Here is a 25,437-nt window from a genome sequence, read left to right as displayed (position 1 = left end):
CGCAATCAGGAACGAGCGCGTGAACAAGCATGATCCGGAGCAACCGGCCGGTCCGGTAACGGCTTTGCGCAGCGGCGGCCAGCTATTGGTCTCCGCATTGCGCGTCAATGGCATCGACCGAATGTTCGGCGTGCCCGGCGAGAGCGCGCTGCCAATTTTCGATTCGCTGCTGGATGCAGGCATCCACTTCGTCACCTGTCGTCATGAGGCTACGGCTTCGCACATGGCGGAAGCGGACGGCAAGATTTCCGGACGTCCCGGCGTTTGCGTCGTCAGCCGCGGCCCCGGCGCGATGCACGCTGCGATCGGGTTACACACCGCCTGGCAGGATTCGACGCCGATGATTCTGATCATCGGACAGGTGCCGCTCAGCCACCGCGGTCGCGAGGCGTTCCAGGAGATCAACTACGTCAGAACGTTCGACGACATGACGAAGTGGGTCGGCGAGGTCGAGTCACCGGACCAGATTCCCGAGTTCGTCAATCGTGCCGTCCACATCGCGATGCAGGGACGCCCCGGCCCGGTGGTGCTGTCGCTTCCCGAAGACGTCCTGAGTAGCACGAGCGATGTCGCCGATGCGCTCCCTGCGCAGATTGCCCAGACCGCGCCGTCAGATCAGCAAATAGCGCAGGTCGGCGAACTGCTCGGTCGTGCCCGGAAGCCGCTCGTCATCGTCGGCAATCTCGGCTGGACGCCGGAGGCGGCTAAGCAATTCGACGCGTTCGTTGTGCGCAACGACCTGCCGGTCGTCGCAGGGTTCCGGTCGCAGGATGTGCTCGACAATCGAAGCCCGAGCTATGTCGGCGATCTCAGTCTCGGCTGCAGCAAGGCGTTGATGGAGCGCGTGAAAGCGGCAGACCTGCTCCTGGTGATCGGGGAGAGGCTTGGTGATGTCACCACCAACCATTTTTCGTTGCTCGCCGTGCCGACGCCAAAGCAAATCCTGATCCACGTGTTTCCGGGAGCCGAGGAGCTCGGCCGGACCTATAGTCCGACGCTCGCGATCCAGTCGCGATCGTCCAGTTTCGTGACCGCGCTTGCGAAACTGCGGCCACTGGATGCGAAGCCATGGGCTACATGGCGCGAGGAGTCACGCCAGGCTCTGGTCGATTATCAGTCACCGCGGCCGGCGACAGCGAGCTTCGATCTCTCCAAGGTGATCGCCCATCTCAATCGCGTGCTGCCTGATGATGCCCTTGTCACCAATGGCGCCGGGAACTACACGATCTGGCTGCATCGTTACTACTGCTACCGGCAACTCGGTACCCAGATTGCGCCGAAGTCCGGCTCGATGGGCTATGGGCTGCCGGCCGCGATCGCAGCGAAGCTGCGTCACCCGAAGCGTACGGTGGTCTGTCTCGCCGGCGACGGCTGCTTCATGATGGCGTCGCAGGAGTTCGCGACCGCGGTTCAGCACAAGCTTCCAATCATTGTCATCATTGTCAACAACGGCATGTACGGTTCGATCCGGATGCATCAGGAAAACCATTTTCCGGCCAGACCGAGCGGCACGGACCTGCTAAATCCAGATTTCGCGGCCCTGGCGAAATCGTATGGCGCGCACGGCGAGATCATCGATCACCACGATCAATTCCCCGATGCCTTTGCCCGGGCGGCAAGGGCGGATCTACCGACCGTCATCGAACTGCGCGTCAATCGCAATCAACTCACCCCGGATCGTAGCCTGTAAAGCTCGGCTTAAGAAAACCGAGCACGCCACATGGAACGGACATGAAGAACGATATCGAATTCACTTTGGTTGCCAACAACGCCACCACGCCGCTCAAACTGTCGATCACGCAGGCGGTGATCGCCGGCTGGACCGGACGCGATCCGGTCGCGCGCGACAAGCACATTGCCGAGCTCGCGGCGATCGGCATCGCGCCTCCGGCTTCGACCCCGATCTATTACCGATGTGCCGCGCGCAGGATGACGACCGCCGGCAGCATTGAATGCACCGGCACCGAATCGAGCGGGGAGGTCGAGTTCGTGCTGTTTGGATTCGAAGGGCGTACGTTCGTCGGCGTCGGCTCCGATCATACCGACCGCAAGGTCGAGACCTACAACATCACGGTATCAAAGCAGATGTGCGACAAGCCCGTGGCGCCAATGCTGTGGGATCTCGCTGAAATCGAAAGCCATTGGGACCAGATCATGCTGCGATCCTGGGCGACGATCGACGGCGAACGCGTGCTTTATCAGGAAGGGGCGCTGAGCGGAATGCTGCCGGTGCCCGATCTGATCGAGCGCGGATTTGGCACTGCCCGACTGCCTGATGGCTGCGCCATGTTCTGCGGCACTTTCGCTGCCAAGGGTGGCATCCGCCCGGCCAGCCGCTTCGATTATGTCATTGAAGATCCCGTCCTGAAGCGCAGCATCAGCCACGGCTACGAGATCATCACGCTGCCGGTGCTGGGCTAGGTGCCACGGGCGGACTTCATCTGGGACTCGGTCGGCACCTTCCGATCCGGGTCCCCGTCATCCTTGTTGCCTTCAGACAGGCGAATGCGTCGCTCATAGTGGTGAGCCAACTGCAGCAGGCGCCGCTTGATGAATGGATCTGCTTGCTCCGCAATAGCCCGAACCGCGCGCGCTCTTTCTCTGCAAAACTCGTCGTCCATCGATTTTGTCCCCGCAGACATTCAGCAAGCGGGGCGGACGTTAGCGCGGTTAGCCCGATTTATTTGTGATCGAGATCACACCTCCACGTCAAAGTCGGAGCGAGTTCCGGCAGCGTCAGCACGGCAACCGGGGCGGGTTTTTCGGCGCATGTTCTAGAGCGTTTTCGAGCGAAGTGGACACCGGTTCGCGTGAAGAAAGCGCGTCAAAACAAGAATCTAGAGCTTCGGTTCTGATTTCATCAGAACCGAAATGGTCTAGAAGAAGCCCTTCGCCGGCAGCGGTGTGCCGCTGATCTCGTATTGTCCGATCGAGCGCGCCTTGAAGGTCGTTGGGTTGTGTGAGGATAGGGTCCGCGCGTTGCGCCAGTGGCGGTCGAAGTTGGTGAGCTTCTTGGTGGCGGAGGCGCCGCCGACGTCGAACAACAGGCTGCCGGCGCGGATCGCGAATTCGTCGGCTACGATCTTGGCCTTTGCCGATAGCAGCGCGGCGTTGTGCGCGGCCTCGACCGCGTTGGCGGCGCCCGCGTCAAATGCATCGGTTGCGACGTCAAGCGCGTCGGCCGCCGCGAGCACGACGGTCTCCGCGGCGAAGGCGCCGCTTGCGATCTGGCCGACGGTCTGCTGCAGCAGCGGATCGTCGGTCGGGATCTGGCTTGGCGCATAGTAGAAGGTCCGCTTGCGGGAGCGGACGAGGGCAGCGGCCTCGCGCAGGCTCGAGCGCGCGATGCCGGCGACGATCGCAGTCAGGAACAGTTGCGCGAACGTGTTCGAATAGGGCACGCCGTAGCCGATGTCAGGCGCATCGAACACGACCTCCTGCCGTTTGACCTTCACGTTGCGGAAATGGGTCGTACCGGTTGCCGTCAGCCGCTGACCGAGCCCGTCCCAATCGTCGATCAACTCGACGCCTTCTCGCTTCACCGGGATGATCGTGGCGCCAGTCGCTCCGGACGGATCGGCGGCGCGCACCAGGACGTAGTCCGAATACAGCGTGCCGGTGCTGTAATATTTCGTGCCGTTCAGCAGGAATTCGCCGTTCTCATCCGGCGTCAACGTGGTGCTGGGCGTGATGTCGCCGACCTTCGGGCTCTCCAATTCGGTGGTCGCAAGTCCGATGATGGCGCCTCCCGCGACCGCCTTCTGCCATTCCCGGCTCTGCTCGTCCTTGGGCGTGCGCACCAGACGCTCGACCACGCTGAAGTGGTTGCGCAGAATATGCGCGACGTTGGCGTCGGCCTCGCCAAGGCGGATCACGACCTCGAACAATTCGCGGATCGTGCTGCCGGCGCCGCCGGCCGCCGTTGGCAGCCGCAGCGCGCCGAGCCGCGCCTTGCGGATCAGGTCGATCTCCTGGAACGGAAGGACACGGTCGCGCTCGCGCTCGCTGGCGCCTTCGGCAATATGTTTCAGGAGCGCTTCAACATCTGGTGAGCGGGGATCGAGACGGTGCGACGATCCCAAGGAAAGTGCAGATACAGGCTTGTTCATCGTTTGACCTGGATGGAGTTGGAATGATCGTTCAGAGTTGCGCGAGGTGGTCGGTGATCTTGACCGGCTCAGGCAAGACCTTGCGCGCCACCAGCCAGTCGGCGGCCTTCTGCAAGTCGGCGAGGAATCTTTCATCATTGACCGGGAAGTAGCGATATTGCCGCTTCAGCGCGATGAATTGGTCGCGCACCTGGTCGCTGTACTTGCCGGCCTTCTGCGCGATGTACTCGGCGTCCTTGCTGTTCTCGGAAATCCATTTGCCCTCGGCGCGGAAGGCGTCGTTGACGGCGCGGACCAGCGCCGGATTGTCGGTCGCGAATTTGCGCGTGGTCAGATAGGAGGTGTAGTCGATCTGGAAATCCAGGTCGCGCCCCTCGAGGAAGATGTCGTGCGCCTTGTATTCGAGCCGGGCGATGTCAACGCCGGGGCTCCACATCGACCATGCATCGACCTTGCCGGAGGCGAGTGCCGGCGCTGCATCGGGCGGATTGAGGTAGACGAACTTCACCGCGGAGCGGTCGACCTTGTGCTTCTCCAGTGCTGCGACCAGCAGGAATTCGCCGAGGCCCGAACGGTTCACCGCGACCGACTTGCCGACGAGATCTTCGATCTTGTTGATGCCGGAATCGTCCTTGGCGATGATCGCAGTGGTGCGCGGCTCGTAGACGACGAATTGCGTGAACACCAGCGGCGAGCCGGCGATGATCGCGGCCAGCGCCGGCGTGGTGCTGCCGCCGAAGCTGAAGTCGGCACTGCCGCCGGTCACCGCCTGCAACGTCGGAGCATGGTTCGGGAACGGCCCGAGCCATTCGACCTTGATGCCGTCCTTGGCCAGCAGCTTGTCGAATTCGCCGCGTTCCTTTGCGATCAGGTTGAGGCCGCTAAGGCCCCAGGTGAGGCGGACCGTATCGGTGGTGCGGCCGGTCGCCGATCGCGCGGTCCTGGGCAAGCCGAAGCCGCCGAGCACGCCCAGGCCCGCGGCGGCAGAGCCGAGGAAGCGGCGGCGGGACGGTTTTGCGAACGAGAGGTCAACCATGGATGAACGATCCCTTCAAAATAGCTCAAGCGGTATGGTGAGTCGCAGCGACGCCGAGTTCCGCAAGCAACTCGGCACGGGCGATCCGGCTCGCGCCATTGCCATTGGTTCGATGTTCGAACGCGATGCGGCCTTCGCGCATCACCAGGATGCGGTCGGCGAGGGCAATCGCTTCGTCGACGTCGTGTGTCACGAGCAGGACGCCCGGCCGATGGTTTGCCACCAGTTCGCGGACGAGATCGTGCATGCGGATACGGGTCAGCGCGTCGAGCGCGGCAAAGGGTTCATCGAGCAGCAATAGCTCCGGCTGCTGCACCAGGGCGCGCGCCAGCGCGACGCGCTGGGCCTGCCCGCCGGAAAGGTTGCGCGGCCAGTCATCGAGCCGGTCGCCGAGGCCGACCTCGGCCAGCGCTGCTGCGGCGCGTTCGCGCGGATCCTTCACCTGGAGTCCGAGCGACACGTTGCGCCAAAGACTGTCCCACGGCAGCAGGCGGTGCTCCTGGAACACGACCGCCGGACGTCGCGGCGCCACGATGCGGCCGCCGTCGATTGGGTCGAGCCCTGCCAGCGCGCGCAGCAGCGTGGTCTTGCCGCAACCGCTTTCGCCGAGCAGCGCCACGAACTCGCCGCGCTCGATGCGCAGATTGAGGTTTTCGATCACCACGCGCTTGCCATAGGCACGGCGCAGGTTGGTCACCACCACCGCGGGCGAGGCAACGGAGGAGGGCACGACATGAAGGGTCATCGCGCGCCTCCATAGTTCGGGTGCCAGGCGAGCAAGCGCCGCTCGAGCAAGCGCGCGATCGCGTCCGCCGCGACGCCGATCAGCGCATAGATCACGATCGTCAGTACGATCACGTCCGTGCGCAGGAATTCGCGGGCATCCATCGCGAGGAAGCCGATGCCGGACTGCGCGCCGATGGTCTCGGCCACCACCAAGGCAAGCCATGCGGTCGCGAGCGCATAGCGCACGCCGGTCAGGATCGAGGGCAGGGCGCCCGGCAGGATGATCCGCCGGATCAATTCAAGCGTGCCAAGTCCCTGGATGCGTCCGAGCTCGATCAGTTTCGGATCCACCTGGCGGATTCCCAACGTCGTGTTGATGTAGATCGGAAAGGTGACGCCAAGCGCGACCAGGAAGATCTTCTCGGCCTCTCCAACGCCAAGCCAGACAATCACGAGCGGCAGCGCCGCCAGGAACGGGATCGCGCGGATCATCTGCACGCTGCGGTCAATCGCGGCCTCCGCGATGCGCGAGAAGCCGACCAGCGTGCCAAGCGCAAATCCGATGGCGCCGCCGATCGCAAAGCCGGCCACAGCACGCAGCAGGCTGATGCCGAGATCGTTGAGCAGGCTTCCGGTGGTCAGAAGCTTGAACGCCGTCCTGACGACCTTGCTCGGCGCCGGCAACACCTGAGGCGACAGCCATCCGGCCTGCGCCAGCACTTCCCAAACGACGAGCAGCGTCACCGGCGCGAGCCAGGAGAGCAGTTGCAGTCCGCGGCGGCTCAGCTCGAATGGTTTCCGCGGGGATGCAGCCGCGCCGTCCTTGCTCTCGGTCCCATCAAATTCGGCCGGGGAAACGGTTTGTTCCAGGTTGCTCAAGACAACGTCGTCCTCGCTTCATGGTGTTGCATGATGCGCGCGCCGATGAAGCGACATCAGGATGCCACGCGCGAGGCACATCGGAGCACCCACCCAACTGCGGCGCTCCGCCGCGTGAGTGCACGCCCTTCCATACGTCGCAAAATGTCCCACGAATTTAGCCGGACAGAAATAGAGCGGTTTTCCAATTGTCTGGTGCCGGAGAGTTTTCTGGTTTCTTTGCGCGCGCAAGACGGCAAAGAATATCTTTCACCGCGGCTGCGCTTGATCTCGCTTCGCGCTTTGGCGAAAACAGCCGCGCTTCCGCCACGGCATGATGCGCGCAATTCGAGAGAAATCACAAATGACGGCACGACCGCTTCGTTTCGGCATCTGGGCATTGGTTCATGGACCGCGTGCCGCGCATCACGATCCGGAGGAGCCGTATGATGCGTCGTGGGAACGCAACCGCGATCTGGTGCTGGCAGCGGAGCGGCTCGGCTATGACTCCACGCTGGTCGCGCAGCACACCATCAATCCGCATCAGGAGGATCTCGATCAGTTGGAGGCGTGGAGCGCGGCGGCGGCGCTTGCGGCACTGACGAGCCGGATCGAGATCATCGCCGCGATCAAGCCGTATCTCTATCATCCGGTGGTGCTGGCGAAGATGGCGCTCGGCATCGAGAACATCAGCCGCGGCCGCTTCGCGATCAATCTCGTCAATGCCTGGAATAAGCCCGAGCTCGAAAAGGCGGGCATCGGCTTTGCCGAGCATGACGCGCGCCATGCCTATGGCCGCGAATGGATCAGTGTGGTGTCGCGCCTGATGCAGGGCGAACGCCTGACCTACAAGGGCGAGCATTTCGACGTGCGCGACTATGCGCTCCGGCCCGCCGACCTCTACCGGCAACGGCCGCTGATCTATGTCGGCGGCGAATCCGAGCCGGCGCGGGCGCTGGTCGCCGATCACGGCGACGTCTGGTTCATCAACGGCCAGCCGCTGGCGGATGTCGCGGCGCTGATTGCCGATGTCGCGGCGCGGCCGCGGGTCTCGGCGCCGTTGCGCTTCGGCCTTTCGGCGTTTGTGGTCGCGCGGCAGACCAACGACGAGGCGCAGACGGCGTACCGGCGGCTCTTGGACCTCGCCGCCAAGGATGCGCCGATGCGGGCGATCCAGAAGCAGAACACCGATCCGAAGGTCGTGATGATGCAGACGATGCAGAAGTCCGCGCGGGTCGGCAGCAATGGCGGCACGGCGGCCGGCCTCGTCGGCAGCTATGACGAGGTGGCCTCGCGCATCCTTGCATTCCACACGGCAGGCATCGAGCTGTTCATGCTGCAGTTCCAGCCGTTCGAGGCCGAGATGGAGCGCTTTGCCAGGGAGGTCATCCCGCGCGTGCGGCAGGCGCAGTCCGCGGCGGCGGCCGACGGAACTGCATTGTTGGCAGGTTCACGCTAGCGATCGGTCGGTGCCCAAAAAAACCAGCACACAGTCTGGCGGAAGGAATTTCTCTTGCCGAGGCGAGCGACGAAAGCTTGGCCTACGTCTCCGCCGATATCTGGAATTGCCAGCGGCCCCTGCTCGCGTAATTTTGCAGTGCAGCGCGCAGCCGAAAGACCGGATTTCAGCAATGAATGTGCATCAATCTCTCGCGGCCTCACGACCGCCGGAGGCATTTCCGCCCGTCGCCCCCGATGTCGTCTCCAAGGAGGCGATGGTGCGGTTCGCGGCCGTCTCGAAAACCTACCCCGCCTATCGCGGCAAGCCGAGCGTCACGGCGCTGCAGGACATCGACTTCGCAATTCCCCACGGCGCCATCACCGGCGTGATCGGTCGTTCCGGCGCCGGCAAGTCGAGCCTGGTCCGGCTGATCAACGGGCTGGAGAAACCGACGACCGGCCGCGTCATCGTCGATGGCAGCGACATCTCGGCGCTTTCCGGTCGCGAGCTGCGGCTGGCCCAACGCTCGATCGGCATGATCTTCCAGCATTTCAACCTGCTGTCGTCGCGGACGGCGGCGGACAATATCGCCTTGCCGCTTGAAATCGCCGGCTGGTCGAAAGCCGAAATCGCCGCGCGCGTCACCGAGCTGCTCGACCTCGTCGATATCGCCGACAAGCGCAATCGCTATCCGTCGGAGCTATCCGGCGGCCAGAAGCAGCGCATCGGCATCGCGCGTGCGCTGGCGACGCGGCCGAGCGTGCTGTTGTCGGACGAGGCGACCTCGGCCCTCGATCCGCAGACGACGCGCTCGATTCTCGACCTGCTCGCCAATATCAACCGCGAGCTCGGCGTGACCATCATCCTAATCACTCACGAGATGTCGGTCGTACGACAGCTCGCCAAGGAGGTGATCGTGCTCGATGCCGGGCACATCGTCGAGCGCGGTCATGTCGCCGACATCTTCACCCATCCGCAACATGCGATTACCCAGAGCTTTCTCTCCGAGGTCCTCGGCGACGCGGTTCCGGTTTCCTTGTCGAGCCGGCTGCAGCAGCAACCGACGCCAGGTGGCCAGGCCGTGATCCGCGTGCTCGTCCGCGGCGATGGCGGCGATCGGCTGGTGGCGCGGCTGTCGCGCGAGCTTGCGATCGACGCGGCGCTGTTGTCGGCCCGGATCGACGAGATCGGCGGCCAGCAGGTCGGGTCACTGACGCTTGGCGTGCCCGGCGACGAGACCGTGGTTGCGCGCGTGCTGTCCTTCCTTGCCCAACATCGGTTTTCCGCGGAGCGCCTCGGCTATGTCGCCTGAACTCATCAATCTCATCATCCAGGCGACCGGCGAAAGCCTGTTCATGGTCGCGGTCTCCGCCTCGCTCGGCACGTTGTTCGGCCTGCCGATCGGCGTGTTCCTCGCGACCAGCCGCAAGGGCGAATTGTTTGCCGCGCCGGCTGCGAATGCGATCCTTGGCGTGATCGTCAACGCGACGCGCTCCACGCCATTCATCATCCTGGTCGTCGCGATCATCCCGTTCACGCGCCTTGTCGCAGGAACCTCGATCGGCTCGGGAGCGGCGATCGTTCCGCTCACCATCGCCTCGACGCCCTTCATCGCGCGCCTTGTCGAGGGCGCGATCCGCGAGGTCGATGCCGGCCTGATCGAAACCGCGTCGTCGTTCGGCGCCACCCCGCTGCAGGTCGTGCTCAAGGTCCTGATCCCCGAGGCGCTGCCAGGGCTCGTGCTGTCGCTGACGCTCGCGGTCGTCAGCCTGCTCGGCTATTCGGCGATGGTCGGCGCAGTCGGCGGCGGCGGGCTGGGCGATCTCGGCATCCGCTACGGCTATCAGCGCTTCATGCCGGGCATGATGCTGGCCGTGGTGGTGGTCCTGATCGCGTTGGTGCAGACAGTGCAGACCGCCGGCGACTATCTGGCGCGCCGGGTCAACCGCCGGCTGCGCCATCGTTGAGCCCTCGCGGGCGCCGTCAGGATCCTTTCGGCGCCCAGATCTTGACGTCGGTGGTATTGACCTTCTTCGGGATCAAGCCTTCGGCGACGAACGCATCGGCGATGCGCTGCTGCTCCGACAGGCCGGGGACGGTGACTGCGCCGACGTTATAGGAGCGGTGGCTGTTGGCTTCTTCCACTGCCGCGGCGTCGATGCCCCAGAGGCCGGCGAGAATGGTCGCGGCATCCTTGGGGTTGGCCTTCACCCACTTCCCGGTCTCGGCAAGCTTGTTGAAGATCACGTTGAGCGCGTCGCCGCGGCGATCGGCAAAGGCAGCCGAGGCGACATAGTAACGCTTATAGCTTGCGAGCCCGTTGCTGCCGTCGGAAAGGGTCCGCGCGCCGGACTGGCGGCTGGCGCTGGTGAGGAAGGGATCCCAGGCCACCCAGGCATCGACATTGTTGCTGACGAAGGCGGCGCGGCCGTCGGCCGGCGTCAGGTAGGCGGGCGTGATGTCCTTGAAGGTGAGGCCGGACTTGGCGAGCGCTGCAAGCAACAGGAAATGGCTGCCGGCGCCTTTTGTCACCGCGACCTTCTTGCCCTTGAGATCGGCCACAGATTTCACGGGCGAGTCCTTCGGCACCAAAATCGCCTGCGCCGACGGCGATGCGGCTTCCTCGGCGACATAGGCGAGCTTGGCGCCGGCGGCTTGCGCAAAGATCGGCACGGTGTCTGCGACGTCGGCGCCGAAATCGACGCTGCCGACATTGATGGCCTCGAGCAGCGGCAATCCGCTGGTGAATTCGTGCCAGGACACAGTGATGCCGAGCGGCGCGAGCGCCTTCTCCAATTCACCATTGGTCTTGAGGATCGCGGTGAGCGTCGAGGATTTCTGGTAACCGATCCGGATTTCCTCCGAGATCGCAGGCCGCGCCAGCGAGATCATCGCCAGCAGGCCAAGCGCGCTCATGGCGAGCCGGCGCGTGATGGGTTTGATCCGGGAGGCGGCTGGAACTTGCGAACGCGGGCGAGACGAGAACAACATATCTGTGGCTTCCAAAATAATGCGGATGAATTCCGGAACCTCATTTGCGATCAATCGCGTGCCGGTGGCAATTCCGGAGAAGTCGTCCGATGTGGTGCAAAATTCTCCGCGGCCCACAATTAAGAGAATTACGTTTCGCGTGACATGCTGTCACCGTGCTGCATCATCCGTTCGTACGGAGGACCGATCGGCTGCGGAGAACAGAAGCATCGCGCTGCACCATGCAGAGCAAATGTTTTGTTCCCCACGTTGAATGATCGCAGCCGTTTCGTCGTTTTGTCGCGCAGGCGGTTGAAGCCACCAATGATCGGCGCTAGTGCCAGCCGAGTTACGTTTGTGTGATCTTTGGAGAGCTTTATGCGAATCTTTACCGCGATCGTTGCGGCAGCCGCATTGTTTGCCGGCGCCGCACGGGCCGAAACCATCCGGGTTGGCGTCACTGCCGGGCCCCACGCCGAAATCATCGAGGTGGTGAAGAAAGTGGCCGCCGAACGCGGCCTCGACATCAAGGTCGTCGAATTCACCGACTACGTCATTCCCAATCAGGCGCTGGCGCTGAAGGATCTGGAAGCGAACTCGTTCCAGCATGAGCCTTATCTGAAGAACCAGATCTCCAAGACCGGCTGGAAGATCGTGAAGGTCGCCACCAGCATCGCTTCGCCGCAGGGCGTCTACTCGCTGAAATACAAGAAGCTGGCGGATCTGCCGGAGGGCGCGCGGGTGGCGATCGCCAACGATCCCTCGAACGGCGCGCGCGGACTGATGATCCTTGCCCTCCACGGCGTGATCAAGCTGAAGGACCCGAACAACGTCGCCTCGACGATTGCCGACATCACCGAAAATCCGAAGAAATTGCGCTTCGTCGAGCTCGACGCGGCACAGCTCCCGCGCTCGCTGCAGGATGTCGACCTCGTCTCGATCAACAACAATTACGCGGTGCAGGCCGGCCTCAATCCCGCGACCGACGCGATCGCGCATGAGTCGAAAGATGGCCCGTGGGTCAACATCATCGCTGTGCGCGAGGAAGATAAGGACAAGCCCTGGGTCAAGCAACTCGTCGACGCCTATCACTCGCAACAGGTGAAGGAGTTCCTCGATAAGCGCTTCAAGGGGACCTATATCGCGACGTGGTGATAGACCTGACGTAGGGTGGGCAAAGCGAAGCGTGCCCACCATTGCGAGCGGAGTGCTTGATGGTGGGCACGGCGCAAAGAGCGCCTTTGCCCACCCTACGCGGCGTTTGTTCGATTCGCACTGCCGAACAGTTAGTGCACTATTCGGCGGCGTTGGATCGAACGGCATCGGTCGGCTGGCGGCGAAATCCCGCGCCCGGATGCGTCGCATGCAGGCGCGGTCCGCGTCCCGGAAACAGCTTCTCCCGTAAGGTGCCGTCGCGATAGGCGGTCTTGTAGACGCCGCGGGATTGCAGTTCGGGCACCACCAGATCGACGAACGCGTTCAGCGATTCCGGCACGACAAGACGGAACAGGTTGAATCCGTCCACGTCGGTCTCTTCCGCCCAGGCGATCAGTTCGTCGGCCACGTCCTGCGGCGAGCCCACCACGAAGGGTGAGCGTGCGCCGAGGTGGCTCAAGCTGGCAAGGTCGCCGATCTTCACCGGCCGCTCGCTGCGCAGCGTAAAATTCTCGACCATCGACTGGATCGCATTGCTCTCGACATATTGCACGGCCTCTTCGGGACGGTAGGTCGAGAAGTCGATGCCGGTCCATCCCGAGAGCAGCGCGAGTTGCCCGGCTTGGTCGACATGGCGGGCGTAGTCCGCGAGCAGATCGTTGGCTTCGGCGCGCGTCGGCGCGACGATCACGGTGGCGCCGGCGAACAGCCTGATGTCATAGGGATCGCGCCCGAATTCCTTTGCGGCCTCCCTGATCTCGCGGACGGCTCGCGCGAGGATCGGCCTGGTCTGGCCGTTGAGGAAGATCGCTTCCGCATGCCTCGCGGCGAAGGCGCGGCCGCGCCGTGACGTTCCCGCCTGATACAACAATGGCGTGCGCTGCGGCGACGGTTCGGCGAGATGGATGCCGTCGACGCGATAATGCGAGCCTTCGTGCCTGACACGATGGACCTTCGCCGGATCGGTAAACACGCGCGTTTCGCGGTCGCGGCGGACCGCGTCATCCTCCCAACTGCCTTCCCAGAGCTTGTAGACGGCGGCGAGAAAATCCTCCGCCGCGTCGTAGCGTTCGTCATGGGCGCGGGCGGTGGGCAGACCCATCCCGCGCGCGCCACTGTCGAGATAGCCGGTCACGATGTTCCAGCCGATCCGTCCTTTGGTGAGATGATCGAGTGTCGAGAAGCGGCGCGCGAATTGATAGGGATGCTCGAATGTCAGGTTCGACGTGATGCCGAAGCCGAGATGCTTGGTGACCAGCGCCATTGCGGAGACCAGTAGCGTCGGCTCGGCGTTGGGCAACTGGACGGCGTGGCTGATCGCCGTATCCGGATTGCCGCCATAGACATCGTAGACGCCAAATACGTCGGCAAGGAAGATGCCGTCAAGCAGGCCCCGCTCCGCGGTCCTGGCATAGTCGGTCCAATAGTCGAGCGTGTTGTAGTCGATCGACGCATCGCGCGGATGCGACCATAGGCCGGCCCAGTTGTGGCTCGGCGCGGTCATGTTGAACGCGTTGAAGCGAAGTTCTCGCGGTCTCGTCATCAGCCGTTCTCCGCAACGGGTTCGTGTTTCACGGAAACTATCACGCCAGCCGGACGACGTTGTTTTCAATTTGCCGCACCGGATGAAAGATTACCGCCGCCCCAGGGCAAAGCGCCAGCACGCGCATCGCTATTTTCTCGGATCTCTCGACAGAGCAGAGATCGGCAAGCATCATTCGTCGACGGCGCCGCGAGGCCGCCTGATACGATCTTTCGAGAAGCGATGGACCTGACAAGATGAAGATGTTCGTGCGTATGGCGCAGGCAGCCGGCCTGTTGCTTGCCCTGACCACTGCTGCGGTTGCCGACGAGCCGCTGAAGATCGCGACCAGTGCCGGCCCGGTCGGGCAGTTGGCTGGCTATGCGGCCAAGCTCGCCAAGGAGAAGGGGCAGGACGTCAGGATTGTCGAGCTCAGCGACTGGGTGGCGCTGAACGAAGTGGTCAACAGCGGCGATGTCGATGCGAACCTGTTCCAGCACGGGACTTACCTGGCGCTGCAGAACAAGCAGCGCGGCTTCAATCTCGTTCAGGTCGACAAGGTGGGCGTGATCGCGCCGGTCGGATTGTTCTCGAAGAAGATCAAGAGCCTCGACGAGATCAAGTCCGGCGACAGCGTCGCGATTCCCAACGAGCCCTTGAACGGGGCGCGCGGATTGATCCTGCTCGAACGCGCCGGCCTGATCAAGCTGACGCCGGGCAAGGGTTTTTCGGTGAGCAAGTTCGACATCATCGAAAATCCCAAGAATTTGAAGATCGTCGAACTCGATCCCGCGCAGACCTACCGTTCGCTTGACGACGTCACGCTGGCGCTCGTCAACGTCACCTATCTGATCTCGGCCGGCGGCGATCCGAAATCGGCGCTGATCATCGACCGCACCCTCGATGACGGCCTGGTCCTGCGCTTCACCGCACGTGCCGACAAGAAGGACGATCCGCGCCTGAAGGCGTTCATCCAGGTCTTCAATTCGCCGCAGGTGAAGCAGTTCATCGAGGAGAAGCTGCCGGCCTTCATCCCGGCGGGATTCGACGGCTAGGCTCCAGACAAGTCAGGGCGAGCTGCGGACGATCGGCGCAGCGTCGCGATCGGTCGGCGCCACCGGGTGCAGGATGCTGGTCCGATTGCGTCCCGCCTTCTTCGCCGCGTACAGGGCGGAATCGGCTGCCGACATCAGCCGATCCAAGACGATGTCTCGAGCGTCGGCGATCGATATCCCGGCGCTCGCGGTGGCCATGATTTGAATGTTGTCATGAAGGATCGGCGCATCGCTGAACGTGGCGCGAACTCGATCGACGACGAGCCTTGCATCGTTGATCGTGGTGTTCGGCAGCAGCAGCGCGAACTCTTCCCCGCCGATCCTGCCGAAGACGTCGCCCTGGCGGATCGCCCGCGCGGCACGCCTGGCGAACTCGGCGATGACCTCGTCTCCGGCAGGATGGCCATGCTTGTCGTTGATGGCCTTGAAGTAGTCGATGTCAAAGAGGGCAATCGCGATGTCGCAGGACTTTCCGGATAGTTTGGCGAGGCGGACTGCGCTGGTGTCGAAGAAGCCGCGTCGATTGAGGACGCCGGTCAACTGATCGTTCATCGCGAGATCGCGGAGCCGGCGTTCGGAACGCTCGCCGATCATCAGAATGCCGAGGACGACGATCGCCACCATCGCGACGGCGGATTGGAACGGCGCAAAGGTGAGCCACCCCCGGAGCGGGCCCGCGCCGATTTCGTCGCGCATGACGAAGATGGCAATGGCCTGGCTGTAACTGACCACCGTCTCAAACAGGCAGATCAGCGCGATGCAGAGCCACGGCGAAAGTTCCCGGGACGATGAACGCCAGAGATCGAGGCCGATCAGCAGGGTCATCGTGCCGATCGCGAGATTGTAATCGATCTGGCGAAGCGCGTAGCTTGGATACGCGAACGGCAGGCCCACTGCCCAGATCAGCGGCGGCAGCAAGGCCAATACAGGTAGCGGTCGTTGGTCGAAAACACGCACACCGCACCAGAGCGCGCCCGCGCCAAACAGGGCGAAAAAGCCGGGAACGCCGAAGGCCGAGAGCTGGGGCAGCGTCTGGCGCTGTGCGGCAAGGATGACGCCAAGAAAGGACAGCAGGAACCCGAGGATCCACCAGGAATAGGACTTAGTGGAGCGATCCCGCACCCATGTGATCACAACGATCAAGCAGCCAATCGCGCATGCGGCCTCGGCCAACAGCCCGACGGTGAACATATCGAACAAGGACCACAACTCCGGACCTTTCCCCAGCACGACCAGCTATCCGCCCGACCTTAAAGTAACGAGAGCGAATTCACTACAATTCGATCGATTCGGTGGCGGTTGAGCAGAGCCGGAAACGGCGAGGGCTGCGGCGATGCCGCAGCCTTCAGGTCATTGAAGATCGTGGATTCGCTCAGAACCTGTAATTGACGCCGGCCTTGACCGTGTGAAGCTTGGTGCTGACGTCCATGCTGGCGCTCGAGAAGAAGCCGTTGGCGACGTCATCGACCGCGCTGTTGAACACGGTGTGGCTGCCAAGGTCGACGTAGAGATATTCGGTCTTGAAGGACCAGTTCGGCGCGAGGGCGTATTCGAGACCGGCGCCCGCGGTCCAGCCCCATTGCGTGTCGCTCGCCGAGATCACGGCCGGCAGCGGACCGACAAGTCCATTGGCGTTGAAGCTGGCGTGCGATTTGACCTTGCCGTAAGCCGCGCCGCCGGTCGCGTAGAGAAGGACCCTGTCCCAGGTGTAGCCGAGGCGACCGCGAACGGTGCCGAACCATTCGATCTCGGATCCGATGTCGAAGCCTGCGTTGCCGACAACGCCCGGAGCGGTGAAGAGCGCGGCGCCCGCGAGCTTGCCCTCGATACCCGACCATTCGAAATCGGCTTCGATGCCGGCGACCACATTGTTGGCGAACTGATAATTGTAGCCGATCTGGCCACCGCCGAAGAAACCGCTCGAGTTCAGGTTGAGATTGCCGGCGATGCTCGATTCGAGCGCAGGTGCTTCCGCCTGAAGCTGCCGCTGGAATGCTTGGAACGGATAGTTGAACTTGTCGCCGCCAAAGCCGACATTGGCGCCGATATAGAAGCCGGTCCAGGAGAACACTGGGACGGCCGCGATGGGCGGCGCCTTGACCGGATAGGACAGATCGGCGGCAAAAGTCGGGCCCGCCGCCAGGCCAAGACCAAAGACAGTGCCGAGTAGAAACGTCTTCATTACCACGCCCCTAAATTTCCCTGGAGAAAGGGTTTTCCAATGCATCGCCGTCATGGAACGGCGACATGTGAAGGCTGGGCGAGCGCGTCGCGACCTCGCAGGGGGTGAGCTCGACGCAGTTCCTCGCAGCAGCCGTGTCGCAACATGGCAGGGGTTGCACCGATGGTCTTGTTCTCGCCCGCACCGGATTTTAGCCCGAGCGCGCTCCCGCTAAACCGTTCGTCCATGTGGCTGTTGTGCAACAACCCGAAGCGGCATCAGCGATTCGCGGCGCGCTGCGGCAGAGTTACTCATGGCCCGCGTCGATTAGCCCCGGTAGCATGCGTGTGTAAGTGCAATTTCAAGAACAATGCATCAATCAAGCTTCCACTCCGACAATCTCGATCCGCCGCTCGAAGACGATCGAAGGTTTTCCCTCTGGTACGAGAAAGTGGAGGCGCTCACCTGTTGCGTCGACATCACGAGGTTCGAGGACCGACCGTTTTCCGGCTTTCTTCGCTGGTCCGGCTTTCAGGACATTCACGTCACACGATTCGGCGGCACCTTCGGCAGGGTGAAGCGATCGAGAAGCGCCATTTCTCGCGGCCCCGATGACGATTTCTGCCTCGTCTTCCACCGCGGAACCGGCACGCTGCGGGTGGATCAGTCAAATCGCGAAGCGACTCTCCCTTCCGGCGGCGTATTTCTCGGGACAAATGGCGTGCCGACCGACATGGCGTCCGATACGCCCTTTGCCTGGACGACGTTGACGGTCAGCCGGGACCAACTGACTGCGCTGGTCAGCCAGGCGGACGACCTGTTGGCGCGGCCGCTCGATCCGCAGCGGCCGGCCGTTGCGCACTTGCGGCGCTATATCGAAAGCGTCGTGAAGCTGTCGCGTGCGCCCCACGATCCGCAGCTCGACGGGCATATTCGCACCACTCTTCTCGACCTGATCGCGCTGGTGCTCGGCGCGCGCGGTGATGCCGCGCAGATCGCCACGACGCGTGGCCTGCGGGCATCGCGCATTCACGACATTATTGCCGAGATCGATCGAAGCTTCATGAGTGCCGGTTTCTCGGCAGCGAACGTTGCCCGCCATCTCGGTCTCTCGACCAGATATGTGCAGGATCTCTTGCACGAGACGGGCCAGAGCTTCACGGAGCGTCTGCTGGAGCGTCGCCTGCAGCAGGCGCGGCAGATGCTTACGAGCGAGCAGGGAGATCGTCTCAAGATCAGCGAGATCGCGCTCGCATGCGGCTTCGGCGAGGTCTCCTACTTCAACCAGCGGTTCCGCCGCCGTTTCGGAGTCACGCCGACAGAGTGCCGGCGCGATTCGTCTCGCTGAAGCTCTCACGCGATTCGTCGGGCCTCCAATTTGCGACCCGATGCATCAGGGTTCTCAGGGCAACGCGCCCGCAAGAGCGCGATATCGGCCGCCGAGAGTCCGAAGTTCAAGAGTTTCTCGTCACAGATATTGCCAAGCCATGCGCGTATACGTTGCTTCGCCGGATCACCCTGGGCTCGAACCAACCTTCTGACCAGGCCTGAGGTCGCAGCCGATGTCTGCAACACAGTTTCGTGCTTCATGATGCTGTCCTATCGAAATGCAAACCGTGTCGGCGCGCGAATTCAACGGGCGCGCGGTGCGCGCCGTTGATCATCAGCGATCGAGGTCCTTGCGCGCTGTGTAACGGGCTAGGTTTCGCGCCTGCGGATTGATGCGATATCGTAGCGGGACAATCCGACGTCGCGCAGCATTCGGTCGTCGAGATCCCGCAGCTCTGCCATGGCCTGGCGTATCGCCAGTTCTTCCCTCATCTTCGACAGCAGGAACGTCACCATCGCGCTGATCGAGACATACCATCGCGGAGCGTTCGGCGCCTGTTGGATCTGTTTCGGATATGGGCGGGTGTAGAACAGTTGGTCGATGTGCGACATCGATATCTCCCGGCAAATATCAGTCGCCGAGACTCTGGCGCGGCCATGTTTCCGGAACATTCCGACGCGGGAAAATACGGCTACGGCCGTAACGCGGGGCCGCGGCGGCCTTCCTGGCGATAACGCATAACAGAGCTCACGCCACCTCGCCCTCGATGCAGCCAGCACCATTGGTAAAAAAATACGCTGACATCGCGCCGATGTCAGCCGGCCATGCTATGAAGGGACCGGCGCAGTCGCCGTCTCTCTAAAACAACCCCAAGGACTTTCGTATGAAAGTGGTCAAGCTCTTCGGTCTAACACTAGGTGTGTCACTTGTGCTGTCCTCTGCAGCGCTGGCCCAGGACATCAGGGTGGCGGTTGCCTCTTCGATCACTGGCGGCGAAGCTGCGTTCGGCCGCCAGTTCCAGAACGGCGCCGAGCAGGCGGTGGCCGATATCAACGCCGCCGGCGGTCTCCTCAACAGGAAGCTAGTGCTTGATGTCAACGACGATGCCTGCGATCCGAAGCAGGCGCGCTCGATCGCCGAGAAGATCGCCAGCGCGAGAATTCCGTTCGTCGCCGGCCACTATTGTTCTTCGTCGTCGATCCCGGCCTCGGAAGCCTATGCGGACGGCAACGTGCTGCAGATTTCGCCGGGCTCGACCAATCCGCTGCTTACCGAGCGCAAGCTGTGGAACGTGCTGAGGGTCTGCGGCCGCGACGACCAGCAGGGCCTGGTTGCCGCCGGCTACATCGCCAAGAACTTCGCCGGCAAGAACATCGCGATCCTCAACGACAAGACCACCTACGGCAAGGGACTTGCCGACGAAACCAAGAAGGCGCTCAACAAGGCCGGCGTCACCGAGAAGATGTTCGAGTCCTTCAACAAGGGCGACAAGGATTTCAATTCCATCGTGTCTCGGCTCAAGCGCGAGAACATCGATCTGGTCTATGTCGGCGGCTATCATCAGGAAGCGGGCCTGATCCTGCGCCAGATGCGCGATCAAGGGCTCAAGACGGTGCTGATGGCGGGCGATGCGATCAACGACCGCGAGTTCGCCTCGATCACCGGGCCTATTGCGGAGGGCACATTGTTCACCTTCGGTCCCGATCCTCGCGAAAAGCCGACCGCAAAGGCCATCGTCGAGAAGTTCAAGGCCAAGAACATCGATCCCGAGGGTTACACGCTCTACACCTATGCGGCGTTCCAGGTGTGGTCGCAGGCGGTGGCGAAGGCCGGTACGACCGACCCGAAGAAGGTGGTCGATGCCATAAAGGCCGGCGAATGGGACACCGTGATCGGCAAGTTGGCCTTCGATGCAAAGGGTGACATCAAGGCCATCGATTATGTCGTCTATAAGTGGGACGGCAAAGGCGGCTACGCGCAGGTCGACAAGGCGCTGTGAGGTAGCGTGAGGTCCAGGGCCAACGAGCGAGTTTCGCTCGTTGGCCTATGTTAGTGGTACAAGGCGCAGACCTCAGCCGCGCTGTCGTCCCTGCGAAAGCAAGGACCCATAACCACAGGGAGTGGTTGTGGCGCAAGCAAGTGGCTGCAGCCGAGCACACAACAGGGGCCTGTGGTCATGGGTCCCGGGTCAAGCCCGGGATGACGGCGGTATGTGTATCACGGCCTGTTGCCTGGCTCGCCCGACTGCCATTCCCAAGAATAGCAGCGCAACGAGAGCGCAGAATTCCATCACGCCGGCCATCGACAGTGCCGTCCGGCCGTCGAAGAGAACGGCCGTGAGCGCGCTGGTCAATGAGCCTGATATCATCACAAGACTGTTGGTTGCGGCGCTGACGGTGCCCGCCATGTCCGGCAGCGCTTGCAGCGCTCCCTGCATGAGGCCCGGCGCCGCGATCCCTCCGCTGAATGTGAGCGTGACGAATAGCAGGATGACGGCGGTGGTCGGCGTCCAGCTCAGCAGCGTCATGGCCAGCAGGATCGACGATGTAAGAACCTGGATGGCAAATCCGATCGACAACGAATAATGCGATGGAACTCCGCGCGCGTTGAGCCGGCCGTCGACGAACGCTCCAGCCATTCCGGCGAATGCAGTCAGGCCGAATATGATTCCATATTGACTTGAGCTCATCCCGGCGACCTGGACAAGGAAAAGGGCCGATCCGGTCGCATAGGCGGCGAGAACCCCGAAGGACGCCGCGGCGGCAAGGAGATATGCGCGGCAGGTCGGATGCGACAGGACGCAGCGATAATCTCCGATAAGCGCCAGAAGGCTCAAGCGGGTCGCCGATCGCGGCTTCAGGTCATAGTCGGGGCCAAAGCGCTGGCCTACCAGCAAGACAATTCCGAGCGCTGCAAGGCTTGCATAGATCGCGCGCCAGCCCGCAAGGTCGAGCAAAGCCGCTCCGGCCATCGGCGCGGCGATCGGGGAGACGTAGATCGCCATCACGATATTCGACAGTTTTTGGCGGACGACAGTATCGTCGAACGCGTCACGGGCGATCGCGATGGCAAGGGTCATGGCCGCCGCGCCGATGCCTTGGATGACGCGGCATGCAATCAACACCGGCAGCGACGGTGCCAGCGCGCATCCGACCGATGCCATGATGAAGATGATGGTGCCAAGCGTGACCATCGGTTTGCGACCGTATCGATCCGACAGCGGCCCGAACAGCAGCGGCGCAAGGCCGAAGCTGATCATGTAACTGCTGATCGTCAGGCCGGCACTATGTACCGGAACTGCAAGAGACGTGGCTGTGTCCGCGAGGGCCGGCAGTGCCATGTCGGTGCCGAAGCCCGGAAGGGTGGCCATCAAACCGAGCAGGCACGTGAACGCGAGCGAGTCCGTCTTGCCTGGAAGCGCCGTCATTTGGATTGAGCTTGTCGAAGTTCTGTCAGTCAACTGAGCGCCGGATCGAAGGACCTCGCCCAACACTGTCAGCGCAATATTGCGCGTTGATTTCAGTCCGCACGCGCTCTGTTACTTCCGTAACGCGAAGCTGATTCGACCGATTGTTGCGGCTGTAGCGCATTCGTCCATTCCGGTGACTTTGCCGTAACAGCGACCGAACAATAATGAGACGCCGTGCTTGGCCCGTCGCAGCCGACGAGCCGTCAATGACCGCGGCTCAACTGCTCAGCTCAACGGAGACCGTGCATGAAGGCGCTTCTCGTCTCGTCCCCGATGATGGGACATCTCCATCCAGTATTGGGAGTCGGGCGGATACTGATCGCCGACGGCTGGAATGTCATGGGCCTGACATCGAGCTATCTGCGAGACCGTGTCGAAAAGATCGGCGCTCAATTCCGCAGTTTCGTGCCGGCGGCCGACGTCGATACGCGAGACGCCGCCAAACTGTTTCCGGAAATCATGACAGCGGCGCCGGGCGCACAGCAGTTGCGGCTGATCCTGGAGCAGGGTTTCGCCAATTTTATGCTGGCTCAGTATGAGAGCATCAAAATCGTCATGCAGGAGTTTCCTCCCGACATCATCATCGGCGATCATCTCATGCTGGGTGTGTTGCCGATGCTGCTTGGTCCTCGTGCGCAGCGGCCGTCCGTGGCCCTGCTTGGAACCACCTACCTCCTGTCACGTCGAGACGACGGCGCCCCGAACGATGCAGGCATTCGGCCCGCGCGCAACGACCAGCAACTAAGGGAGTATGCCTCGCTCTTTCAAACCTACGAACAATCCGTCTTTGGCCCGGCCGGACGATGCGTGAACGAGTACCTGGCCCAGATCGGGAGCAGGCCGCTGCGTTTGAATCTTTATGACGCGATGGTGGAGCTGCCCGATATCTATCTGCAGCTCACGGTGCCGCGGTTCGAACTGCCGCGCCGCCGGCTGCCAAGTTCGGTGCACTTCGTCGGCCCGCTGCCGATTACGCCGAACCAGGCGCCAGTGCCGTCGTGGGCCTACGAGTTGGACGGTTCACGCAAGGTCGTCCTTGTGACCCAGGGCACGTTGACCAACAACGATTTCAGCGAGCTGACCCTGCCGACGCTGGAGGCGCTGGCGAACGAGCGGGATGTTCTCGTCATGGTGACGACCGGCGGGCGTCCGATCGACGCGCTCGGTGGACCCCTGCCTGGAAATGTGCGGGTCGCGCAGTATCTCCCGTTTGAGTGGGCGTTGTCGAAAGCCGATGCATTCGTGACGAACGGCGGTTACGGCAGTGTCAATCAAGCCTTGAGTTACGGCGTTCCCATCGTCGCAGCGGGAACGGCAGCCGACCGCGGCGATGTCAGCATCCGCGTCGCCTGGTCCGGGGTCGGCGTCAATCTGGCGACCAACGCACCCACCGCAGAGCAATTGCGTCCCGCTGTACGCTCGGTGCTGGATGATCCGAGATATCGCCAGCGCGCAGCGTCGCTGGCGGAGGACATTCGCGAGATCGATACCCCTTCGGAGATCCGCTGGCTGCTTCGGCAGCAGATCTCGCTCCACTCTCAGGATGGCCTGCGCCCCAAGGCGGGCGCGGCTAAGGCTTGACCACGACCAGCACGACCACCGCCATCACGCAGACGAGGATCAAGGGCAGCGTTGTCCGGGGTTTTAGCGCCTTATTCCTGACAAGGCGCCGGAGCTGGCCTGACTGGATTCCATGTACGGCCGAGAGCACAACGACAAAGGCAAACTTGATTTGCAGCCAGGTGCTTGAGAACCACCCGGCCGTGACCGCCAACGTCAAGCCGAAAGCCCAGACCAGCAGCATGGCCGGCGTGGTCAGCCAGCGTTCCGATTTGGCCAGAAAACCCGCAACGGGCTCGACCGACCCCGGATTCGCGCGCTCCGCTGCCAGCACCATCGACGTGGTGACGGTACCGGCTACAAAAAAGAAAGCGCTGACGACATGCAACGCCTTCAGCCATGGGTAAAGCGTAGCAAGGCTCACTGGACCACACCGGTGCGCAAGGCCGCGGACTTTCGTGCAATGAGCCGCGCATTGGCAAAGCCCGCGAACGGGATGAACGCGACCGCGAACAGCCGCACCGCCTCCGATCGGCTCCAGCCGCCTTCCGCGATCGCCTGGATCGCAGCCCAGCAATAGCCGAGAAACGCAAGGCCGTGGACCGGCCCCATGACATGGACGGCGACGTTCCAGCCGGCGATATGCTTCAGTGGCACGGCGACTGCGACAAGCAGGACCAGCGTTGTCGCCTCGAGGACCGACAGCATTCCAAGCCACCGCAACTGCGTCGATTCGTAATCGTTGGACACGCCCACCTTCTCGCTTCGAGACCGCCGGCATGCATAGACAATGCCTCGCGCATTCGGTGAGTGACCGAAATGACAACCTGCGATCATTTCCTGCCAAAACGCGTTTCGGCTATGTTCGCCCTGGAAAATGCTCGCTCCGAGGTGGTCATGCATAAAGTTTCAGTTCTCGCGATGGACGGGTTCGTGCCGTTCGACCTGTCGGTCCCGTGCGAGGTGTTCGGCCGCGCGAGTGGAGCGGCGGGCGTCGCCAGCTATAGTGTCCGCGTGTGCAGCGAAGCGAGCGAAGTTCGGTCGAGGAATTTCACGTTACAAACGGAGTGGGGCCTTGAGGAGCTCGCGTCGGCCGATACGGTCCTGGTGCCGGGAGTGGAAGATCCGACCGCTCCGGTCTCCCCGGCCGTGCTTGGGGCGCTTCAATCTGCCTGGGAGCGCGGCGCCAGACTGGCGTCGATCTGTTCGGGAGCCTTCGTTCTGGCGGCAACTGGCCTCCTGGATGGACGCCGGGCCACGACGCATTGGATCTGCGCAGACGAGTTCGCACGGCGCTATCCGCGCATCCAGGTCGATCCAAACGTGCTGTTCGTCGACGAGGGGCGCCTGATCACCTCCGCCGGAGCCTCAGCGGGAGTGGACATGTGCCTGCATCTGCTACGACGCGATCACGGTCAAGCGGTCGCGGCCGACGCGGCGCGGCTCGCCGTTGCTCCCCTGGTCAGGGACGGCGGCCAGTCCCAGTTCATCAGGCACGAACCGCCAAAATCCGCCGCCAGCCTGGCCTCGCTGCTCGACTGGATGAGCGCCAATCTCGACCGCACGCTCACGGTTCGGTCGCTGGCCGACCGGGCGCGCATGAGTCCGAGGACACTGGCGCGACGCTTCCAGGAGCAGACCGGAACGACGCCGCTGCAATGGCTGCTCAAGATGCGCATTCGCCGGGCGCAGGAACTGCTCGAAACCAGCGTGGCTTCGGTCGATCAGATTGCAAGCTCGGTCGGATTCGAATCCGCGGTTACCTTCCGATCGCGCTTCCGGAAAGTCGCCGGCATCAGCCCGACCGCCTACCGTCATCGCTTCGGTGCCCGGGAGCATTAATTTATTGTCCGACATATGCGTTCCGGTGGATCTGGCTTCTCGGAAGCCGTTTCGAAAAATATCTATAAATCACAAAAGCTTATGAGAATAGCTTGGCGCGAAGTGTCGATTTCGCTATTGCCAGTTGCAAGTTCGGCTGTCCTGTCGCTAACTTTTGGTCCGACAATAATGGATCCCGGGCCGTCCAAGCGGCGGGAGGCGAG

General features: G+C 62.7%; 25 protein-coding genes. 11 read left to right on the top strand and 14 right to left on the bottom strand.

Annotation, left to right across the window (positions count from 1 at the left end; translation table 11 throughout):
- Positions 1-19 precede the first annotated feature (19 nt).
- Both AC5ZG5_RS04115 and AC5ZG5_RS04110 read left to right on the top strand, forming a co-directional pair.
- On the top strand, positions 20-1,690 hold the full coding sequence (locus AC5ZG5_RS04115; RefSeq protein ID WP_456641117.1) for a thiamine pyrophosphate-binding protein: 1,671 nt from the start codon (positions 20-22) through the stop codon (positions 1,688-1,690).
- A gap of 41 nt (positions 1,691-1,731) precedes the next feature.
- On the top strand, positions 1,732-2,421 hold the full coding sequence (locus AC5ZG5_RS04110; RefSeq protein WP_456641116.1) for a DUF2848 domain-containing protein: 690 nt from the start codon (positions 1,732-1,734) through the stop codon (positions 2,419-2,421).
- Here AC5ZG5_RS04110 and AC5ZG5_RS04105 read toward each other — a convergent pair.
- The 5 genes from AC5ZG5_RS04105 to AC5ZG5_RS04085 form a co-directional block, all read right to left on the bottom strand.
- On the bottom strand, positions 2,418-2,621 hold the full coding sequence (locus AC5ZG5_RS04105) for a hypothetical protein (RefSeq protein ID WP_456641115.1): 204 nt from the start codon (positions 2,619-2,621) through the stop codon (positions 2,418-2,420). The two genes, AC5ZG5_RS04110 and AC5ZG5_RS04105, sit on opposite strands and share 4 nt — an antisense overlap.
- Before the next feature lie 255 nt (positions 2,622-2,876).
- Positions 2,877-4,109 (bottom strand): acyl-CoA dehydrogenase family protein, encoded by a 1,233-nt coding sequence (locus tag AC5ZG5_RS04100; RefSeq protein WP_456641114.1) that lies wholly within the window; start codon positions 4,107-4,109, stop codon positions 2,877-2,879.
- A 31-nt stretch (positions 4,110-4,140) separates the two neighbouring features.
- A complete protein-coding gene (locus AC5ZG5_RS04095) occupies positions 4,141-5,145 on the bottom strand; it encodes an NrtA/SsuA/CpmA family ABC transporter substrate-binding protein (protein ID WP_456641113.1) in 1,005 nt (334 codons plus the stop codon).
- A gap of 25 nt (positions 5,146-5,170) precedes the next feature.
- On the bottom strand, positions 5,171-5,890 hold the full coding sequence (locus AC5ZG5_RS04090) for an ABC transporter ATP-binding protein (RefSeq protein ID WP_456641112.1): 720 nt from the start codon (positions 5,888-5,890) through the stop codon (positions 5,171-5,173).
- Complete coding sequence (locus tag AC5ZG5_RS04085; RefSeq protein ID WP_456641318.1) at positions 5,887-6,657, bottom strand: ABC transporter permease subunit; 771 nt, start codon at positions 6,655-6,657, stop codon at positions 5,887-5,889. The genes AC5ZG5_RS04090 and AC5ZG5_RS04085 overlap by 4 nt, the downstream gene beginning before the upstream one ends.
- Before the next feature lie 436 nt (positions 6,658-7,093).
- Between AC5ZG5_RS04085 and AC5ZG5_RS04080 the strand changes: the two genes are divergently transcribed.
- From AC5ZG5_RS04080 to AC5ZG5_RS04070, 3 genes are all read left to right on the top strand, one after another.
- Positions 7,094-8,188, top strand: coding sequence for an LLM class flavin-dependent oxidoreductase (locus tag AC5ZG5_RS04080; RefSeq protein ID WP_456641111.1), 1,095 nt, complete (start codon positions 7,094-7,096; stop codon positions 8,186-8,188).
- Positions 8,189-8,360: 172 nt separating this feature from the next.
- Positions 8,361-9,482: a methionine ABC transporter ATP-binding protein gene (locus AC5ZG5_RS04075; protein ID WP_456641110.1), complete on the top strand. Its 1,122-nt coding sequence runs from the start codon at positions 8,361-8,363 to the stop codon at positions 9,480-9,482.
- A complete protein-coding gene (locus AC5ZG5_RS04070; protein WP_028162066.1) occupies positions 9,472-10,137 on the top strand; it encodes a methionine ABC transporter permease in 666 nt (221 codons plus the stop codon). The genes AC5ZG5_RS04075 and AC5ZG5_RS04070 overlap by 11 nt, the downstream gene beginning before the upstream one ends.
- Before the next feature lie 16 nt (positions 10,138-10,153).
- Here the strand turns inward: AC5ZG5_RS04070 and AC5ZG5_RS04065 are convergent, their stop codons facing one another.
- Complete coding sequence (locus tag AC5ZG5_RS04065; RefSeq protein WP_207230959.1) at positions 10,154-11,086, bottom strand: aliphatic sulfonate ABC transporter substrate-binding protein; 933 nt, start codon at positions 11,084-11,086, stop codon at positions 10,154-10,156.
- A gap of 432 nt (positions 11,087-11,518) precedes the next feature.
- On the opposite strand from AC5ZG5_RS04065, the gene AC5ZG5_RS04060 reads away from it, so the two are divergent.
- Positions 11,519-12,295, top strand: coding sequence for a MetQ/NlpA family ABC transporter substrate-binding protein (locus AC5ZG5_RS04060; RefSeq protein WP_456641109.1), 777 nt, complete (start codon positions 11,519-11,521; stop codon positions 12,293-12,295).
- Positions 12,296-12,434: 139 nt separating this feature from the next.
- Here the strand turns inward: AC5ZG5_RS04060 and AC5ZG5_RS04055 are convergent, their stop codons facing one another.
- Together AC5ZG5_RS04055 and AC5ZG5_RS04050 are read right to left on the bottom strand one after the other, a co-directional pair.
- Positions 12,435-13,838: an LLM class flavin-dependent oxidoreductase gene (locus tag AC5ZG5_RS04055; protein ID WP_456641108.1), complete on the bottom strand. Its 1,404-nt coding sequence runs from the start codon at positions 13,836-13,838 to the stop codon at positions 12,435-12,437.
- Between the two features lie 40 nt (positions 13,839-13,878).
- Positions 13,879-14,013, bottom strand: coding sequence for a hypothetical protein (locus tag AC5ZG5_RS04050; protein WP_456641107.1), 135 nt, complete (start codon positions 14,011-14,013; stop codon positions 13,879-13,881).
- A gap of 61 nt (positions 14,014-14,074) precedes the next feature.
- Here AC5ZG5_RS04050 and AC5ZG5_RS04045 point away from each other — a divergent pair, with 61 nt between their 5' ends.
- Positions 14,075-14,872 (top strand): MetQ/NlpA family ABC transporter substrate-binding protein, encoded by a 798-nt coding sequence (locus AC5ZG5_RS04045; protein WP_456641106.1) that lies wholly within the window; start codon positions 14,075-14,077, stop codon positions 14,870-14,872.
- A gap of 12 nt (positions 14,873-14,884) precedes the next feature.
- On the opposite strand, the gene AC5ZG5_RS04040 is transcribed toward AC5ZG5_RS04045, so the two are convergent.
- On the bottom strand, positions 14,885-16,063 hold the full coding sequence (locus AC5ZG5_RS04040; protein WP_456641317.1) for a GGDEF domain-containing protein: 1,179 nt from the start codon (positions 16,061-16,063) through the stop codon (positions 14,885-14,887).
- A 181-nt stretch (positions 16,064-16,244) separates the two neighbouring features.
- A complete protein-coding gene (locus AC5ZG5_RS04035; protein WP_456641105.1) occupies positions 16,245-17,054 on the bottom strand; it encodes an outer membrane protein in 810 nt (269 codons plus the stop codon).
- 349 nt (positions 17,055-17,403) lie between these two features.
- On the opposite strand from AC5ZG5_RS04035, the gene AC5ZG5_RS04030 reads away from it, so the two are divergent.
- Positions 17,404-18,381: a helix-turn-helix transcriptional regulator gene (locus tag AC5ZG5_RS04030; RefSeq protein WP_456641104.1), complete on the top strand. Its 978-nt coding sequence runs from the start codon at positions 17,404-17,406 to the stop codon at positions 18,379-18,381.
- Positions 18,382-18,731: 350 nt separating this feature from the next.
- Here AC5ZG5_RS04030 and AC5ZG5_RS04025 read toward each other — a convergent pair whose 3' ends face one another.
- Complete coding sequence (locus AC5ZG5_RS04025; RefSeq protein ID WP_456641103.1) at positions 18,732-18,974, bottom strand: DUF1127 domain-containing protein; 243 nt, start codon at positions 18,972-18,974, stop codon at positions 18,732-18,734.
- Positions 18,975-19,246: 272 nt separating this feature from the next.
- Between AC5ZG5_RS04025 and AC5ZG5_RS04020 the strand changes: the two genes are divergently transcribed.
- A complete protein-coding gene (locus AC5ZG5_RS04020) occupies positions 19,247-20,362 on the top strand; it encodes a branched-chain amino acid ABC transporter substrate-binding protein (RefSeq protein WP_130224245.1) in 1,116 nt (371 codons plus the stop codon).
- A 189-nt stretch (positions 20,363-20,551) separates the two neighbouring features.
- On the opposite strand, the gene AC5ZG5_RS04015 is transcribed toward AC5ZG5_RS04020, so the two are convergent.
- On the bottom strand, positions 20,552-21,790 hold the full coding sequence (locus tag AC5ZG5_RS04015; RefSeq protein WP_456641102.1) for a multidrug effflux MFS transporter: 1,239 nt from the start codon (positions 21,788-21,790) through the stop codon (positions 20,552-20,554).
- A 288-nt stretch (positions 21,791-22,078) separates the two neighbouring features.
- On the opposite strand from AC5ZG5_RS04015, the gene AC5ZG5_RS04010 reads away from it, so the two are divergent.
- Positions 22,079-23,413 (top strand): nucleotide disphospho-sugar-binding domain-containing protein, encoded by a 1,335-nt coding sequence (locus AC5ZG5_RS04010; protein ID WP_456641101.1) that lies wholly within the window; start codon positions 22,079-22,081, stop codon positions 23,411-23,413.
- Here AC5ZG5_RS04010 and AC5ZG5_RS04005 read toward each other — a convergent pair.
- Positions 23,403-23,816, bottom strand: coding sequence for a CopD family protein (locus tag AC5ZG5_RS04005; protein ID WP_456641100.1), 414 nt, complete (start codon positions 23,814-23,816; stop codon positions 23,403-23,405). The genes AC5ZG5_RS04010 and AC5ZG5_RS04005 overlap by 11 nt on opposite strands.
- Positions 23,813-24,142, bottom strand: a complete 330-nt coding sequence (locus tag AC5ZG5_RS04000; RefSeq protein ID WP_456641099.1) for a DUF3817 domain-containing protein — start codon at positions 24,140-24,142, stop codon at positions 23,813-23,815. Before AC5ZG5_RS04000 ends, AC5ZG5_RS04005 begins: the two co-directional genes overlap by 4 nt.
- A 111-nt stretch (positions 24,143-24,253) precedes the next feature.
- On the opposite strand from AC5ZG5_RS04000, the gene AC5ZG5_RS03995 reads away from it, so the two are divergent.
- A complete protein-coding gene (locus AC5ZG5_RS03995) occupies positions 24,254-25,234 on the top strand; it encodes a GlxA family transcriptional regulator (protein ID WP_456641098.1) in 981 nt (326 codons plus the stop codon).
- The last annotated feature ends 203 nt before the right edge of the window (positions 25,235-25,437 follow it).

It is taken from the genome of Bradyrhizobium sp. Ses1 (assembly GCF_059512365.1).
Note: the sequence above shows the minus strand (reverse complement) of the source record. Positions and strands in the feature narration are given on the sequence as shown.

Bases quoted from the DNA above. Each gene is read 5' to 3' on its own strand.
- AC5ZG5_RS04105 (WP_456641115.1), bottom strand. From the start codon at position 2,621: ATGGACGACGAGTTTTGCAGAGAAAGAGCGCGCGCGGTTCGGGCTATT.
- AC5ZG5_RS04045 (WP_456641106.1), top strand. From the start codon at position 14,075: ATGAAGATGTTCGTGCGTATGGCGCAGGCAGCCGGCCTGTTGCTTGCC.
- AC5ZG5_RS04025 (WP_456641103.1), bottom strand. From the start codon at position 18,974: ATGTCGCACATCGACCAACTGTTCTACACCCGCCCATATCCGAAACAG.
- AC5ZG5_RS04065 (WP_207230959.1), bottom strand. From the start codon at position 11,086: ATGAGCGCGCTTGGCCTGCTGGCGATGATCTCGCTGGCGCGGCCTGCG.
- AC5ZG5_RS04015 (WP_456641102.1), bottom strand. From the start codon at position 21,790: ATGACGGCGCTTCCAGGCAAGACGGACTCGCTCGCGTTCACGTGCCTG.
- AC5ZG5_RS04010 (WP_456641101.1), top strand. From the start codon at position 22,079: ATGAAGGCGCTTCTCGTCTCGTCCCCGATGATGGGACATCTCCATCCA.
- AC5ZG5_RS04100 (WP_456641114.1), bottom strand. From the start codon at position 4,109: ATGAACAAGCCTGTATCTGCACTTTCCTTGGGATCGTCGCACCGTCTC.
- AC5ZG5_RS04055 (WP_456641108.1), bottom strand. From the start codon at position 13,838: ATGACGAGACCGCGAGAACTTCGCTTCAACGCGTTCAACATGACCGCG.
- AC5ZG5_RS04110 (WP_456641116.1), top strand. From the start codon at position 1,732: ATGAAGAACGATATCGAATTCACTTTGGTTGCCAACAACGCCACCACG.
- AC5ZG5_RS04070 (WP_028162066.1), top strand. From the start codon at position 9,472: ATGTCGCCTGAACTCATCAATCTCATCATCCAGGCGACCGGCGAAAGC.
- AC5ZG5_RS04040 (WP_456641317.1), bottom strand. From the start codon at position 16,063: ATGTTCACCGTCGGGCTGTTGGCCGAGGCCGCATGCGCGATTGGCTGC.
- AC5ZG5_RS04020 (WP_130224245.1), top strand. From the start codon at position 19,247: ATGAAAGTGGTCAAGCTCTTCGGTCTAACACTAGGTGTGTCACTTGTG.
- AC5ZG5_RS04075 (WP_456641110.1), top strand. From the start codon at position 8,361: ATGAATGTGCATCAATCTCTCGCGGCCTCACGACCGCCGGAGGCATTT.
- AC5ZG5_RS03995 (WP_456641098.1), top strand. From the start codon at position 24,254: ATGTTCGCCCTGGAAAATGCTCGCTCCGAGGTGGTCATGCATAAAGTT.
- AC5ZG5_RS04095 (WP_456641113.1), bottom strand. From the start codon at position 5,145: ATGGTTGACCTCTCGTTCGCAAAACCGTCCCGCCGCCGCTTCCTCGGC.
- AC5ZG5_RS04060 (WP_456641109.1), top strand. From the start codon at position 11,519: ATGCGAATCTTTACCGCGATCGTTGCGGCAGCCGCATTGTTTGCCGGC.
- AC5ZG5_RS04050 (WP_456641107.1), bottom strand. From the start codon at position 14,013: ATGATGCTTGCCGATCTCTGCTCTGTCGAGAGATCCGAGAAAATAGCG.
- AC5ZG5_RS04080 (WP_456641111.1), top strand. From the start codon at position 7,094: ATGACGGCACGACCGCTTCGTTTCGGCATCTGGGCATTGGTTCATGGA.
- AC5ZG5_RS04035 (WP_456641105.1), bottom strand. From the start codon at position 17,054: ATGAAGACGTTTCTACTCGGCACTGTCTTTGGTCTTGGCCTGGCGGCG.
- AC5ZG5_RS04030 (WP_456641104.1), top strand. From the start codon at position 17,404: ATGCATCAATCAAGCTTCCACTCCGACAATCTCGATCCGCCGCTCGAA.
- AC5ZG5_RS04090 (WP_456641112.1), bottom strand. From the start codon at position 5,890: ATGACCCTTCATGTCGTGCCCTCCTCCGTTGCCTCGCCCGCGGTGGTG.